Genomic DNA, 14038 nt, shown 5'->3' with positions numbered 1-14038 from the left:
TACAGGTGTCAGCCGGTTTTACGCTTGGCGGACACCTGCCGGAGAGCCCCCAGGGGCTTTCTTTTTTTCGTTCGTTATCTGCCGGTTTCAGAAGCCGGACATCTGCCCGGCCTCACCACATACCGCTGCACAGGAGATTCCTAACATGAAATTTCTGCAATCCTATCCAAGGGAAGTTCAAATATTTTTGGCGGCCAGCCTGATCAACTCGGCGGGCGGGTCGCTGATGTGGCCGCTCACCACCATGTACGTGTTTGAGGAGCTGGGCCACTCGATGGCCGATGCCGGCCTGGTCATCATGATCCAGGCGCTGGGCGGCATCATCGGCCAGCTGCTCGGCGGCGCGCTGTACCACCGGGTCGGGGTGAAGCGGCTCATCGTCGGGTCGCTTGGCCTGAATGCGCTTGGCCTGTTCGCCCTGCCTTTCATCAGCCCGTATTGGTATTTATACATGGCTCTTATGGGCTTTATCGGCTTCTGCAACGCCGTGTCCATGCCGGCAATCCAGGCGTTCATCGGCTACCGCTTCGCCGACCGGCGGGGCGAGCTGTTTAACGTCGTGTACGTTGCCAACAACATCGGCGTCGCCCTGGGGACGGCGATGAGCGGATTCCTTGCGGATCTGTCCTACGACCTGACCTTTATTCTGAACGGGGTCACATCGGCGGTTTTCGCCATGTTTTTCCTGAATTATCTCAGCAGGCTCGATAAGGAGCAGGGGCCGGTTCATCTGCAGAAAAAGGACAAGCCCGAACGCGCCGAAGGTACCTGGTCCCTGCTCTGCAATACGAGGGTTTACCTGTTCATCGGCATCGGTTCCCTGTTCCTCTGGCTGGGAAACTCGATCTGGAACACAGGCGTGTCCCCGTTCATTATCTCCGAGGGCATGCCGAAGCGGGCCTATGGCTTCCTGTGGACGATGAACGGCATTCTCATTTTTGTCGCCCAGCCACTGACAAGCCTGATCAAGCGCTGGTTCGCACGGACCTCGTCGGCCCAAATTACGGCCAGCGGCCTCTTTTACCTGGGGGCCTATCTTGTCATTGCTGGTCTGCACAGTTATCCGGGAATGGTCATGGCTATGATCCTGGCGACGCTCGGAGAGATGCTGATCTCGCCGGCCATCCCGGCTTTTATTTCCGATCACGCCTATAAGGCGGCTCCGTTCTATATCGGTTTGACCGGGGGAATGGGGGCCGTCGGAAGAATGGCAGGGCCCTATGTCATGGGAATACTGTATGATAACGGAGGAATCATGCCGGTGACCTGGCTGGCGATTGGGGTAGCGGTGCTGTCGGTTGTGTTCTTTGTGACGCACGCGGTCCGCAACCGGCAGGCGGAGATCGATCTGGCCGAATCCTTCGGAAGCTGACGATGACTCCAATACCCTGAGCCTGGTCCTAGTTTACTATCAATAGAGGTGAAGCTATTATGCCATCCGAACATCGTGTTTTGACCATCCGCCTCTCGGAAATGAGGGACGCCCAGGCGCTGATGGATATCGACGCCCTCGTGTGGAACGAGTGGACCGCTCCGGAACCGGTCCGCTGGTCTTCCCGGGAGGACTATCTGCGTCACTGCCCGCCGGGTTCCCAGCTGGTGGCCGTGGTGGACAACGTGCTGTGCGGGTACATCGGATTTCGTCCGGCTACGGGCCTCTCCAGCAACAGCCATGTTTGTGAAATTAACATTGCGGTTCATCCCGATTATCAGCAGGAGGGGATCGGGTCGAGGCTGATCGAGGCGGGAAAGAAATGGGCACAGGAGCAAGGAAAAAGAAAGCTGAGACTGCGGGTCCTGTCTTCCAACCCCGGAGCCATCGCATTTTACCGCAAATGTGGTTTCGTACAGGAGGGCTGCCTGGAACGGGAATTTTGTATCGGCGGCCGCGATGTCGATGATATATTGATGAGCTGCTTTCTGGCGCGTCCTTAATGGGGCTATGGGGCTATCCGTCCTGTAAAATACCATGATATGACATTTTTTGTGTATAATTAGTCAGTCAGCCCGATATAAAACGGTACAAAAGGGACTTTCACAAGGTGAAGGTTCCTTTTTATACTATAATTAACGCTTTGTCATCAGCAGCATTCAAGAATCCGAATGGTTTCATCCCCGAATGATCAGTTTATAAGGGTATAGCAGAATTTATAGAAGAGGGGTCATAAGAGAATGGATCTTCATCTTGAGGGTAAAAAGGCGCTTGTCATTGCATCCAGTCAGGGACTGGGCAAAGCGATCGCCGCTGAACTGGTGCGAGAAGGAGCCGATGTGATGCTGGTCAGCCGCAGCGACGGCAAGCTGGAGGCGGTACAGCAGGAGCTGCAGAAGCTCGGCAGCGGCGTGGTGGAATATTATGCGGCGGACATTACGATTCCGCATGAAGTGGAAGCGATGGTGCGTTATACGGCCGAAAAGTTCGGCCGCATCGATATATTGGTCAATAACGGAGGCGGTCCGTCTCCGGGAACGTTTGAAACGCTGACGGATGAAGACTGGGATAAAGCCTTTCAGCTGAACCTGCTCAGCTATGTCCGAATGATCCGTGAGGTGCTCCCGCATATGAAGGGACTGGGCGGGCATATCGTCAATTTAACGTCGACGTCGATCAAGCAGCCGATTCCCGGGCTCATTCTGTCGAATACGTTCCGTAACGGCGTAGCCGGCATGAGCAAGTCTTTGTCTCAGGAGCTGGCTCAGTACGGAATCCTGGTGAACACGGTGGCACCGGGGCGGATTGAGACCGACCGGATCATCCAGCTGAACGAATCGAATGCGAAAGCGAAGGGTGTCAGCGCGGAAGAGGTCGCAGAGCAGTCCCAGAGCGAAATTCCGCTCGGACGGTACGGAACGCCGGAGGAATTCGCCAAAGGCGTCGTATTCCTGTTATCAGGTGCCAACACCTATATTACCGGCACAACCCTTGTCATTGACGGCGGGCTGGTACAGGCTCTCTAAGGGCCATCCCAGCTCGTGTATTTCTTTTGTACCGGCGCAACTCCAAATGCTATGATGGAAGCAAGATGATCAATTTGGAGGGAAGCCGCAATGAATCAGGTGGATACCGCTTACCGGATCGTATCGGTGAACGTCGGCAAGCCGATCACGGTGGAGTATATGGGCAAACCGCTCACAACCGGCATACATAAACGCCCGATTGAAGGAGAAGTGTTCGTTGGACGCACGCAGATGGATGGGGACGGCCAAGGTGACTTGAAAAATCACGGCGGGCCTGACAAGGCCGTGTGCGTCTATCCTGTAGAGCATTACGCCTATTGGAAGCGGGAGCTGGGCATTCCGATGGAGTGCCCGGCCTTTGGCGAGAATTTGACCGTATCCGGGCTGCTGGAAGAAGAAGTGTGCATCGGCGATACGTTTGAAATCGGCGGGACAGTCATGCAGGTCGCCCAGCCGAGATTTCCCTGTTTCAAAATCGCCAGCAAGCATGGGGTGACCGACTTCCCGGCACGGGTGCTGGATACCGGATACAGCGGTTTTTATCTCCGCGTGCTCCAGGAAGGGGTGCTGGACCGCCAATCGTCCATCATCAAGCGTGAATCCAGCCCGGGCGGCGTGACGGTGGCGGCGGTTCTGCGCCAGCTGGCGCTGGGACGCAAGCGGGCGGACCGGCAAGAGATTGCCCGGATGCTCGAAGTCGAAGCCCTTGCTTCGACCGTGAAGGAGCAGTTCAGCAACTGGCTGGCCTAGACGGGACATGCTGCGGCCAGCCCAGTTATCCAGGGCTGCCGAACGTCGGAGCATTGCTGAATGATCGGTTCACCTTATCGCAAATGCCGCCGTCCCCTGTCCGTTGGACAGGAGCGGCGGCATTTTGTCTGCCTTGGAGGAAGGGTTTTCAAAACGGGCTACCGAAGCAGCTTCCATTCGCTTTGTATCATCCCATAGACCGCGTGATTCACGTAACCTTGGGGCAGCTTCTCCGCTTCACGGACGATTCCCTCGAGAACGAATCCCAGCCGTTCGGGGATTGCGCGGCTGCGGTGGTTGCCCGTTGCGCAGCGGATTTCGACCCGGTTGAGATCCATGTCCATCAGGGCATAATCGACAAAGGTCCGGCAGGCGCTGGTCATGATGCCTTTGCCTTCAAATTCCTTCCCCAGCCAGTAGCCGATGCTGACGGAGCGGTTGTTCCAGTCGATCTGATGGTAGCTGATCAGACCGGCGATTTCATCGTCCACCCAAATGCCGGCGGAAATGCCGCCGTTCTCGGCTCCCTGCTTAATGGCATTTTTCACAAAATTGGCCGTATGCTCCACTTCCCGGATCGCATCCACCCAGGGGAGCCATTCCCGCAGCCGGTCACGTGACCGGTCGGTCAAGTGAAACAGCGGGCGTGCATGCTGCAGCGCCAGGGGCCGGAGCTCAATTTGGTCGTCAAGTGCGTATGTAAACATGAATGAATCCCTCTTTCTTTTCCCAAGATCGGCGAAATTGGCGGCCAGCTTATATATGTAACCAACCATGCGTTTTCACTTCTCCCCTCGTACTTAACGGGACGCTTTAACCTTTTGTTCCAATGCGTATATATCGTCTTCCAGGGATATCATTCTCTGGCTGACCACATGGCGGCAGTCGCTCAGCGCCTGGTTGTACACATGCGGAGCGATGCGTGTCATAAAGAAGTCCAGCACGCCGTCCGCTGCCAGCTCACCGATGGCTTCGCCGCGTTCATGCTCAAAAAACTGCTGGATCTGCAGAATCGCCTGGTCCCGCTGTTCCTTCGCCAGCTTCATCGATTTCATATGCATTTAGGCCCCCTTCGGCTTTTATTTCCATGCTACCTTATTCCTCAAATGGCGTCAAAATGGTATTAGCCCCAATTTTCATGTTTGTCTCTGGATTGGGGAAGGATGTATAACGCTTCGCGTTCACGTAAAAGGGGAGAGGAGCGCGAATGATTGAACTCTCCCGGCATTACAGGTATATTTATATGAAACAAGCTTTATACAGAGAATAAGATGGACGAGGTCTATCTATAAAGAAGACTTTATGGATGAAAGGTTGATAACTGTGGAGAAACCAAGCACTCCCTCCAATTTTATTAAAAATGTCATAACGGAAGACCTGAAGTCGGGCAAGGTTCAGAAAGTGGTCACCCGCTTTCCTCCGGAACCGAACGGCTATTTGCATATTGGGCATGCCAAGGCGATCTGGATCAATTTCGCGCTGGCCGGCGAATTCGAAGGCGCAACGAACCTGCGCTTTGACGATACGAACCCGCTCAAGGAAGACGTGGAGTTCGTCAGATCCATTGAGGAAGACGTGAAATGGCTTGGATACGAATGGGCGGAGAAGCGTTATGCCTCGGACTATTTCGATGAGATGTACAACCGTGCGGTGCTTTTGATCAAAAAAGGCAAAGCGTATGTCGACGATCAGACAGCCGATCAAATCCGCGAGACGCGCGGCACGCTGACTGAGCCGGGCCAGAACAGCCCTTACCGTGACCGCAGCGTCGAGGAGAACCTTGAGCTGTTTGAGAAAATGCGCAGCGGTGAATTCAAGGATGGGGAGAAGGTGCTTCGCGCCAAGATCGACATGGCCTCGCCGAACATCAACTTGCGGGATCCGGTCATTTACCGGATCGCCCATGCCACGCACCACAACACGGGGGACAAGTGGTGCATTTACCCGATGTATGCGTTCGCCCATCCGCTGGAGGACGCCATCGAAGGCGTAACGCACTCCCTCTGCTCGCTGGAGTTCGAGGATCAGCGCCCGTTCTATGATTGGGTCATCCAGGAATGCGAGATGGAGAGCACGCCGCATCAATACGAATTCGGCCGCCTGAATCTGGCACAGACGCTGACCAGCAAGCGGAAGCTGAAGCTGCTCGTGGACGAGAAGATCGTCGACGGCTGGGACGATCCGCGCATGCCGACGATTTCCGGACTCCGCCGCCGCGGCTACACGCCGGAAGCGATCCGGAATTTCGTGTACGAGACCGGCATCTCGAAGAGCCAGGGTTTGGTGGATTTGCAAATGCTGGAGCATTTTATCCGCGAGGACCTCAAGCTGAAGGCTCCGCGGACGATGGCGGTGCTGCGGCCGTTGAAAGTGGTCATCACCAACTATCCAGAAGGCCAGGTGGAATGGCTCGAAGCGGAGAACAATACCGAGAACCCGGACATGGGCACGCGGCAAATCCCGTTCTCGCGCGAAATTTACATCGAGCAGGACGACTTCATGGAGGACCCGCCGAACAAATATTTCCGTTTGTTCCCGGGCAACGAGGTCCGGCTGAAGAATGCCTATTTCATTAAATGCCATGACTTCGTGAAGGATGAGAACGGCCAGGTGACGGAAATTCACTGCACCTATGATCCGGAGACGAAGAGCGGCACCGGCTTTACCGGCCGCAAGGTCAAGGGAACCATCCACTGGGTCGAAGCTTCCCATGCCGTACCGGCGGAGTTCCGTCTGTATGAGCCGCTGATCAAGGCGGAAGAGACGGATGCCCCGGCCGAGGAGAACGAAGCCGAAACAGCAGAGAAAAGCTTCCTGGACGAAATCAATCCGAACTCCCTCGAAGTGCTGCACGGCTTTGTGGAAGCGGACATGAAGAATGCCAAGCCGCAGGACAAGTTCCAGTTTTTCCGGCACGGATATTTTAACGTGGATTCGAAGTATTCTGCGCCCGGACAACCGGTATTTAACCTGGTCGTCTCCCTGAAGAGCTCCTTCCAAATGCCGAAATAAGGCAGGATCGGCTCGGCACAAGAACCTATGAGAAGACCTGCAACGTTCGAATGACATATAGAAAAGCCAGCCGCAGATGCAATCGCCCAGCGGCTGGCTTTTTGTTTATGTTTGGCTTGCTCTGTCTCGCTTATGTCAAGCTTTGGCCCGGCCAATCGGGTCCAGCTTCTTTAGAACGGTGAATCGTCATCATCGGCAGGCCCGGTCACAGTTCCGGCAGCCCCCGCCTGGGTATGATGCTGAACGCGAATCCAGTACCACATAATGCCGAAGCCAGCCGCGCCGATCAGCGCCAGCATCACGCAAATTTTGTACATGGCCGCGCCGCCGAAGTTCTGGAACAGCCAGCCGCCGGCCAGGCTGCCGAGCATGCCGGAGATGCCGCTCCAAGTGAGCGTGTAGAGCGCCTGAGCGGGTCCGCGGAATGGGGCCGGCGTCAGCAGGCGCACCACCTGGGTTCCGACAAAGAAGAAGCCGCCGAAGGTGATGCTGTGAAGGATCTGGATGACGGCGATTTCGACCGGGCTCGTGGCGTTCGCCATCAGCTGCCAGCGAAGGACAAACAGAAGGCTTACAAGGGAAAGGCAGCCTACGAGCGTGGACAATTTACGCCTTAGATAACGATTGAACAGAATCAGCACGCCGATCTCCAGAATGGACGACAGGAAGACGGCCAGTCCCACTACCGTTTTTGATCCTCCCAGTTCCGTGATATAGAGCGACATGAACGTATTATTCATAAAGGTGGGGACGGAGACAGCCATGCCCAGAACGATAAAAGCGATAAAATAACGGTTCACCGCAAACCTGCCAAAGCCCCGGAGACGCATCGGCGGCGTTTCGGAGGTCCGCTTGAGCGGAGGCAGGAGCAGGACGGATACGATCGCCAGGACAAGGATTCCCGTAAACACGAAGGAAAGGCGGGAGATTCCGATCCGGTCGAGGAAGAGGCCGGCCGCCACAGCGGTCACCGCCCAGCCTATAGAGCCCCACATCCGGAACGCGCCGAACCGGTGCGGCTGATCCGGAATATAGCCGAGAATCAGCGTGTTGCTCTGCGCAAACATCGGGCTTTGAAAGAAGAAAAAGAGCATCATGGCCACATAAATCATCGTAAACGTATCGGCATGAAATACAAATTGAGTCAGCAGCAGGGTGCCCGCCATCATGAGCAGCAGGCTGCGCTTGGTGTCCCGCAGGCGTTCACTGGCAAACGTCCAGACCGGATTGGCCAGCAGGGAGATCAACGGCCCCAGTGCCATCAGGCTGCCGATTTCCAGTTTGTTCATTCCCGCATCCTGCAGGTATAATTGAAAATAGCTGGTGAAAATCACCATGGTGCCGTAAATTAAAAAGTTGAACGCCTTGAGCGACGTTAACGAAGACGGCTTGCTTCCGTTTTCCTGCACGCTAGCACATTCCTTTCCGGCCGTTTGCTAATATATAGGTTGAACTGAAGTTCCGCATTGTAATCTTCTGATGACCCGCTTCTGTGCGCAAAGTTAGAAATTCTTCCGTTCATTCCATATCGAAAGCGGCGTTTTAAAGACTGCCAATCCCACTTTATCATTAGTTGAAAAGGGATACAAACCAACTTTTGAGAATTATCCCATAATTTATTTGGAGCTACTTTAAATGTATGAAAAATACGACCTGGATTGCCTGTTAATGCTTATAACGAGAGGGATGAGACGAACGATGTTCAAGGTCACAGGAATTTTGCTGGCCGGGGGTCAATCCAGCCGGATGGGGACCGATAAGGCACTGCTGAACGTGAACGGCGAAACGGTAATCGAGCGGATCGTCCGCTTGATGTCGCCTGCTGCTTCAAATATCATCATTTCGGCGAATGACGACGAAAAATATGCGTTCCTGGGCAAAGAAGTGGTGCATGACCGTTATCCGGGGCAGGGACCGCTGTCGGGATTGCATGCCGGACTGCATGCTGCCGCCACGCCTTGGAGCATCATCACGGCTTGTGATATGCCGTTTGTGACGGAAGAGGTTTTTCGTTTTCTGGCACGGAAGGCAGATGAAGCGGCCGCGGTTATGGATGATAAAAGCGGACTCCAGGCCATCGTCCCAGTATCGGGGGGGCGCATTCAGCCGCTGCTGGCTGCCTACCATCGCAGCGTCCTGCCGTCCTTGGAGACGTGCTTGTCTTCCGGCCGGCTGCGCCTGACCGGGTGGCTGGAGCAGCTGAAGGTGTGCTATGTCTCCGAGGAAGAGCTCATCCAGGAGCTGGGGCCCGGTGCGGACAAAGCCTTCTATAACATGAATGAACCTTTAGACTATAAGCGTGCCATGACAGGTCTTTTCTTGAGAGAGGATTTGTGTTAAGTTGTCTGTATATTCCGATTTTATGCATAGGTTAGTAGGTTAAGTTTCGTCGGCAAACCTAAACTATATAGAAAAAGGACGTGCCCTTTCCCGTTTAGGGAGAGAAGCACGTCCTTTTTATTTGAAGAAATTAATCTTCTACTTTCGGTTTTCGGAATTTCATGAGGAACTCGTAAACTACCGGCACGATGACCAGCGTCAGAAGCGTGGAGCTGACCAAACCGCCGATAACCGTGATGCCGAGACCTCTGGAGATGATACCGGCACTGTTCTCCAGTCCCGATACGAGCGGCAGCAGGGCACCGATGGTGGCGAGAGCCGTCATCAGAATCGGACGGAGACGGGTGGCTCCGGCTTCCAGCAGCGCTTCCCGCGTCGACAAGCCTTCGCGTTCCTTGTGAATCACCCGGTCGATCAGCACGATCGCGTTGGTCACGACGATACCGATCAGCATCAGGGCGCCCATCAGGGCCGATACGTTCAGCGTCTCTCCGCCGATCCAGAGGCCGACAAGTCCGCCAATGATCGTGAACGGCAGGGAGAACAGGATTGCAAACGGCGCCAGGCCGCCGCCGAATGTCACGACGAGCACGAAGTAGACGATGGCGATCGCCGCAGCCATGGCCAGGCCAAGCTGGGTGAACGTATCGTTGATCTGCTCAGTGGTGCCGCCGAATTTAACTTCGACGCCGTCCGGCAAATCGATCTTGTCGATTTCCTTTTGCAGGTCCGAAGAAGCTTTGCCGACGTTGGAGGTGACGATGTTGGCCGTCACGTCCACGACCATTTTACCGTCGTTGCGGGTGATCGTATCCGGCGACGTGCCTTTTTCCACTTTGGCGACGTCTTTGATCGGAACGTTCATGCCCAGCGGCGACTGGACCGCTTCGTTCTCAATGTCGTTGATGCTCTTGTATTCCTTATTATCGGTTTCGATATAAACCTTGTAGTCTTTGTTGTCGACCGTCACTTCGGTCAGCACCGGACGTTCGCGGACCGGGCTCAGCTTCATGGCGATTTGACCGGCCGTCAAGCCCATCGAGCTTAGCTTTTGCTGATCCGCCACGATCGTGTATTGGTCATAAGCTTTGGTCAGGCTTGTTTTCGCTTTTTCAAAATGATCCGTGTCTGCCTGCACCAGCTTCAGGATTTGCTCGGAGACCGGCTTGATATCATCCAGGCTGTTGCCGTAGACGCTGACGCTGAGCGAGCTTCCGCCCATGCCGCCGGACATGTCCATCAAGCTCCATTCTCCGGTGGATACTTGCTTCTTCAGACCTTCCACGAGGTTTTTCTTCACGTTCTCAAAATCTTTCGTATCTTTGTTGTACTCTACATAGAACAGACCCGAATTGGACGAAGATCCTCCAGCCAGCGGATTGCCGCTGCCGCCGACGGAGTACTGCATCTTGTCGATGTTCGGCTGGCTCAAAATGTATTTCTCGGCTTCAAGGGCCCGCTTCTCCACGGTTTCCAGCTGAGCGCCAGGTTCAGGCGAGTAGGTCACCATGATATATTTGTCCTCCTGATCCGGCAGGAAGCTGGTGCCGATCAGCGGGGTCAGGAAGAAGCTTGCCACGAGCAGAATAACCGCTGAGCCGAATGTGATCAGCTTGTGGGACAAGGCCCAGTTCAAAATCCGCTGGTAGCCGCGGGCCATCCGGCCCGGCTTGTCGTGATCATGCTGCTTGGAGGCCTTGATGCCCTTCTTGAACAGGCTGTGGGCCAGCATCGGCACGAGCGTGATCGCTACGAGCAGGGAAGCCAGCAGGGCGAAGACCATCGTAAGCGCGAACGGCATGAACAGCTCGCCGACCATGCCGGTGACGAACGCCAGCGGCAGGAAGACCGCGATCGTTACGATCGTCGAGGACATGATCGGAACGAACATTTCGCGCGTCGCTTCGCGGATCAGTTCGCGTCCGCGCAGCTTCTCGCCGCTGCTGGTCAAGCGGCGGTAAATGTTCTCGATGACGACGATGGAGTCGTCGACGACGCGGCCGATCGCTACGGTCATCGCGCCGAGCGTCATCATGTTGAGCGTAATATCGAGCCGCCATAGGATCAGCAGGGCGATCAGCAGCGACAGCGGAATCGACAGGATCGAGATGATCGTGGAGCGAATGTTCCGCAGGAAGATCAAGATGATGATAACGGCGAAGAGCGCGCCGAAGACCGCTTTATCCAGCATCGTCGACACGGAGTCTTCGATCGGTTTGCCCTGGTCGAGCAGCACCGTAAGCTCCATGCCTTTGAACTGGCCTTCAAGGTCTTTGGCTTTGTCCTTCACGGCATTGACCACGTCCACCGTGTTGGCGTCATTGTCCTTGACAATTTGCAGGCCGATCGAGGCCTTGCCGTTCGTGCGGGACACCGACTCTGCGCTGCCGACCACCTTGATGTCGGCGATATCGCTGAGCTTCACCGTCGGAATGCCGGTTGGAACGCCGGCCTGGCCGCCTTGAACGGAAGCTGCAGCATTGCCAACTGCAGCATTGCCTGCCCCAGCGCCGCCTGCCCCAGCAGCAGCGCCCGCGCCACCGGCACCTTGACCGGCTGCCCCGGCAGTACCGCTCTGTCCTTGTGCGCTGCCCGCTCCCGGCGTAACCGGAATCGTCAGTTTTTTCAAATCATCGAGCGTCGTGATGTTGCCATCCACGACAACCGCTTTGGAGGACTGCTCCAGATTGAACAGACCGAGCGGAACCCGTACGGAAGAGCCTTGAACGATACCCTTGACGGTATCTTCAGTCAGGCCGAGCTGGGCCATTTTCTCCTTATTAAATGTCAGCTGGACTTCCTTTACGTATTGTCCGGAGACGGAGACGGAAGCGACGCCTGGAATTTTCTCCAGTTCAGGCACGACTTCGTCCTCAATGTTTTTGGTCAGACCCTCAAGATCGCTTGAACTGTCGGACGCGCTGAGGGATACGACCGGAAACGAGCTCAGGCTGAACTTGGAGATCGTCGGCTTCTGGGCGCCGTCAGGCAGCGTCACTTCGTTGAGCGCTTCCCGGACGGCTGCGGTGGCCTGATCGAGGTCCGTGCCGTAATCGAATTCCATGGCGATGTTGGCTGCGTTCTCCATAGACGTAGAGGAGACGTTCTTGACCCCGTCCACGTTCTGCAGCCGCTGCTCCAGCGGGATCGTAATATCCTGCACGACGCCTTCCGGCGCTGCGCCCGGGTAAACGGCGGTCACGCTAAGAAACGGGATGTTGATGTTCGGAATCGTCTCCTGCTTCATCACCAGCCCGCTGTACAAGCCGGCGGCGGCGACGATGACCGTCAGGATCCAGATGGCGAATTTATTGTTCAATGAAAAATTAATAATGCTCTTCATTTCGCAGGTTTCTGCTCCTCTCCTTTGTATCTCTTGCTCACGCTTCAGGTACGATCGGTTCTTGAAAACACGTACAGCCTGCAGATTTCCTTCAATTCGCGGCTTAAGGAAACAAGCTCGGGCACGCTCTCCAGGTTGGCGATCATGCCGGCCAGGATCGCTTTGCGCGGTTCGATGTCCCGAAACTCCTTGTCGATGATATCGATCGACTCCTGAGCCAGGTCACGCTCTGGTCCTTCCGGCAGCTTGTCCTTTAAGAGATCCCGCATCTGCTTGGTAATAATAAGCGGATGCCGCAGGCTCCCCCCGGACCGGTCCTTCAGCTTCTCCGTCCACTCGGTCCATATCCCGGGGGAAATAAGCGGATCCCGCTGCGACCGGACCATGCCGCCGGCGACTTCGTCCAGCAAAAACACGATATGATCGGCAACCCGCCGGATGTTCAGCGGCAGACCCGGAATAAACAGCGTCCGGATATATCCGTCGAGAAGGCCCACCACAAACATGGTAAGGTCCAGCGTGTAGGGATAGACGTCATCCCCGTAAATTTGCTCGAGCTTGTTTTTGAACCACTGGATGCCGATGATTTGCTTTTCACGCAAATGTTTCTGGGACGGTGGCTTTTTTCCCGACGCATGGTGATCCTGAATCTGCACCACCAGAAACTCCCGGAGCTCCACGAGCAGATTCAGCACGACTTCCAGCTGTTTCCGCAGCTGTTCTTTGGGAGTCAGAAGGTGTTCCTGTTCCACCTGCATAACGCTGTCCCGGATCAGGCCCTCACAGTACAGGTAGATGCTGCTCTCCAGATCCTCCTTGGATTTGAAGTGCAGATACAAGCTGCCTTTGGACATGCCGCAGTATTCCGCGATTTCCTGCATGGAGGTGGCCGAAATTCCCTTTGTGGAAAACAGCTGCAGGGCGGTTTTCAGAATCTGTTTTTTCTTGTCCGCCAGTTTCTCAGACAAATGCACCTTCACTCCTTTCTGACACTTCGGTTCTCAAATTGACCGCCTAGTCAGAACGATTATATTACAAAGCGAAGGTCGTTTTCAAACAACCCGGCGCCATTTACAAAAAAAGGCACCTTCCTGGTTGTAATACGCAGGAAGGTGCCGGTTGGGCTCCATATTTATAGGGAATGAATATGGCGAAATTGTGACGGTTTTGGTAGGCGGTTCTATTAACCCATACAGCCCGGGAACATGCCGGTCGAAATGGCTAAACGGTTCCAGCAGTTAATGGCGTTGATCGCCATCAGCAGGTCGACGATTTCCTTCTCGTCAAAATGTTCTTTGACCCTGCCGAACACCTCATCCGGGACGCCTGCCTCGGAAATTTTCGTCACGTATTCCGCAAGCTCCAGCGCAGCGCGCTGCTGCTCAGTGAATACGGGAGCTTCCCGCCATACGCAGACCAGCGTCAGCTGCTCCAGGTAATCTCCCAGCTTGAGCAGGTCCTTGCTGTGCATATCCAGACAAAACGCGCATCCGTTGATTTGCGACACCCGGATTTTAATCAGCTCGGAGAGCACCTTGTCGATCGAAGTGCTCTGGGCAAACTGCTCAAAAGCAAGCATCGCTTTAACAGCCGGCATATTGGCGTCCCTGTAATTCAATCTGATTTCCATCGATA

The 14038-nt window shown here is 55.2% G+C and carries 12 protein-coding genes; 6 read left to right on the top strand and 6 right to left on the bottom strand.

Translation table 11 applies throughout. The features are described from left to right. Positions 1–145: 145 nt before the first annotated feature. The 4 genes from K2F33_RS04830 (at position 146) to K2F33_RS04815 (ending at position 3708) form a co-directional block, all read left to right on the top strand. Positions 146–1372 carry an MFS transporter gene (locus K2F33_RS04830; RefSeq protein ID WP_263881121.1) on the top strand — a complete coding sequence of 409 codons (1227 nt, stop codon included), beginning with the start codon at positions 146–148 and terminating at the stop codon, positions 1370–1372. 59 nt (positions 1373–1431) lie between these two features. After that, on the top strand, positions 1432–1935 hold the full coding sequence (locus K2F33_RS04825) for a GNAT family N-acetyltransferase (RefSeq protein WP_076174768.1): 504 nt from the start codon (positions 1432–1434) through the stop codon (positions 1933–1935). Between the two features lie 237 nt (positions 1936–2172). After that, positions 2173–2958 carry an SDR family oxidoreductase gene (locus K2F33_RS04820; protein WP_076174766.1) on the top strand — a complete coding sequence of 262 codons (786 nt, stop codon included), beginning with the start codon at positions 2173–2175 and terminating at the stop codon, positions 2956–2958. A 90-nt stretch (positions 2959–3048) separates the two neighbouring features. Continuing rightward, a complete protein-coding gene (locus K2F33_RS04815; protein WP_089549688.1) occupies positions 3049–3708 on the top strand; it encodes an MOSC domain-containing protein in 660 nt (219 codons plus the stop codon). A 158-nt stretch (positions 3709–3866) separates the two neighbouring features. Here the strand turns inward: K2F33_RS04815 and K2F33_RS04810 are convergent, their stop codons facing one another. Both K2F33_RS04810 and K2F33_RS04805 read right to left on the bottom strand, forming a co-directional pair. Beyond that, positions 3867–4415, bottom strand: coding sequence for a GNAT family N-acetyltransferase (locus tag K2F33_RS04810; protein ID WP_089550478.1), 549 nt, complete (start codon positions 4413–4415; stop codon positions 3867–3869). 93 nt (positions 4416–4508) lie between these two features. Continuing rightward, on the bottom strand, positions 4509–4763 hold the full coding sequence (locus tag K2F33_RS04805; RefSeq protein WP_076174757.1) for a DUF2164 domain-containing protein: 255 nt from the start codon (positions 4761–4763) through the stop codon (positions 4509–4511). Positions 4764–5031: 268 nt separating this feature from the next. On the opposite strand from K2F33_RS04805, the gene K2F33_RS04800 reads away from it, so the two are divergent. Beyond that, positions 5032–6720: a glutamine--tRNA ligase/YqeY domain fusion protein gene (locus K2F33_RS04800; RefSeq protein WP_263881119.1), complete on the top strand. Its 1689-nt coding sequence runs from the start codon at positions 5032–5034 to the stop codon at positions 6718–6720. Positions 6721–6890: 170 nt separating this feature from the next. On the opposite strand, the gene K2F33_RS04795 is transcribed toward K2F33_RS04800, so the two are convergent. Next, a complete protein-coding gene (locus K2F33_RS04795) occupies positions 6891–8129 on the bottom strand; it encodes an MFS transporter (protein ID WP_076174755.1) in 1239 nt (412 codons plus the stop codon). Positions 8130–8418: 289 nt separating this feature from the next. Between K2F33_RS04795 and K2F33_RS04790 the strand changes: the two genes are divergently transcribed. Next, positions 8419–9060, top strand: a complete 642-nt coding sequence (locus K2F33_RS04790) for a molybdenum cofactor guanylyltransferase (protein WP_212985588.1) — start codon at positions 8419–8421, stop codon at positions 9058–9060. A 130-nt stretch (positions 9061–9190) separates the two neighbouring features. Here K2F33_RS04790 and K2F33_RS04785 read toward each other — a convergent pair whose 3' ends face one another. The 3 genes from K2F33_RS04785 to K2F33_RS04775 all read right to left on the bottom strand — a co-directional run bounded on the left by K2F33_RS04785 (position 9191) and on the right by K2F33_RS04775 (position 14033). Then, a complete protein-coding gene (locus tag K2F33_RS04785) occupies positions 9191–12403 on the bottom strand; it encodes an efflux RND transporter permease subunit (RefSeq protein ID WP_263881118.1) in 3213 nt (1070 codons plus the stop codon). Between the two features lie 44 nt (positions 12404–12447). Next, complete coding sequence (locus K2F33_RS04780; protein WP_076174747.1) at positions 12448–13371, bottom strand: TetR/AcrR family transcriptional regulator; 924 nt, start codon at positions 13369–13371, stop codon at positions 12448–12450. Between the two features lie 215 nt (positions 13372–13586). Then, a complete protein-coding gene (locus tag K2F33_RS04775) occupies positions 13587–14033 on the bottom strand; it encodes a carboxymuconolactone decarboxylase family protein (protein ID WP_212985585.1) in 447 nt (148 codons plus the stop codon). Between the last annotated feature and the right edge of the window lie 5 nt (positions 14034–14038).

The organism is Paenibacillus sp. PSB04 (genome assembly GCF_025809195.1).
Lineage (GTDB): Bacteria > Bacillota > Bacilli > Paenibacillales > Paenibacillaceae > Paenibacillus_AQ > Paenibacillus_AQ favisporus.
Note: the sequence above shows the minus strand (reverse complement) of the source record. Positions and strands in the feature narration are given on the sequence as shown.